At 46.4% G+C, this 560-nt stretch carries 1 pseudogene; it reads left to right on the top strand.

The features are described from left to right. A pseudogene (locus R7Q46_RS29265) lies at positions 1-560 on the top strand (dGTPase); the annotation flags it as partial.

Genomic DNA, 560 nt, shown 5'->3' with positions numbered 1-560 from the left:
CGCTCCACTCAGCGAGAATGACAAAAGCCTGTTGAGCCAAATGCGCTATCGACCAGACTCCGATTTAGAGCACAGCAAAACGCGCTTTAAATCCCTCGACTGCTCCATTATGGAGCTCGCCGATGATATTGCGTATGGCGTGCACGACTTAGAAGATGCCATTGTGCTGGGTATGGTCACACGTCAGCAATGGCAAGAAGGTGCAGCAAGTCAGTTAGCTGATTGCGGTGATCCTTGGTTTGAAGAACATATCGGCTCTATCGGGCAAATGCTGTTTAGCGGTAAACATCACCAACGCAAAGATGCGATTGGCGGTATGGTCAATGCCCTACTTACAAGCATCTCTATTAAAGTGGTTGATGAACCATTCCAAAACCCTTTACTGGCATGGAATGCTTGTTTAGAACCGCATATGGCGAAAACGCTAGATGTGCTTAAACATTTCGTCAGTCAGTATGTCATTCAAGTGCCGCAGGTACAGATTGTCGAATACAAAGGGCAACAAATCATCATGGATATATTCGAAGCACTAAGTGCCGATCCTGAACGATTGTTGCCAA

The sequence above is a fragment of the Vibrio sp. 811 genome, from assembly GCF_033339195.1.
This window is presented reverse-complemented; position numbering and strand designations above follow the sequence as displayed.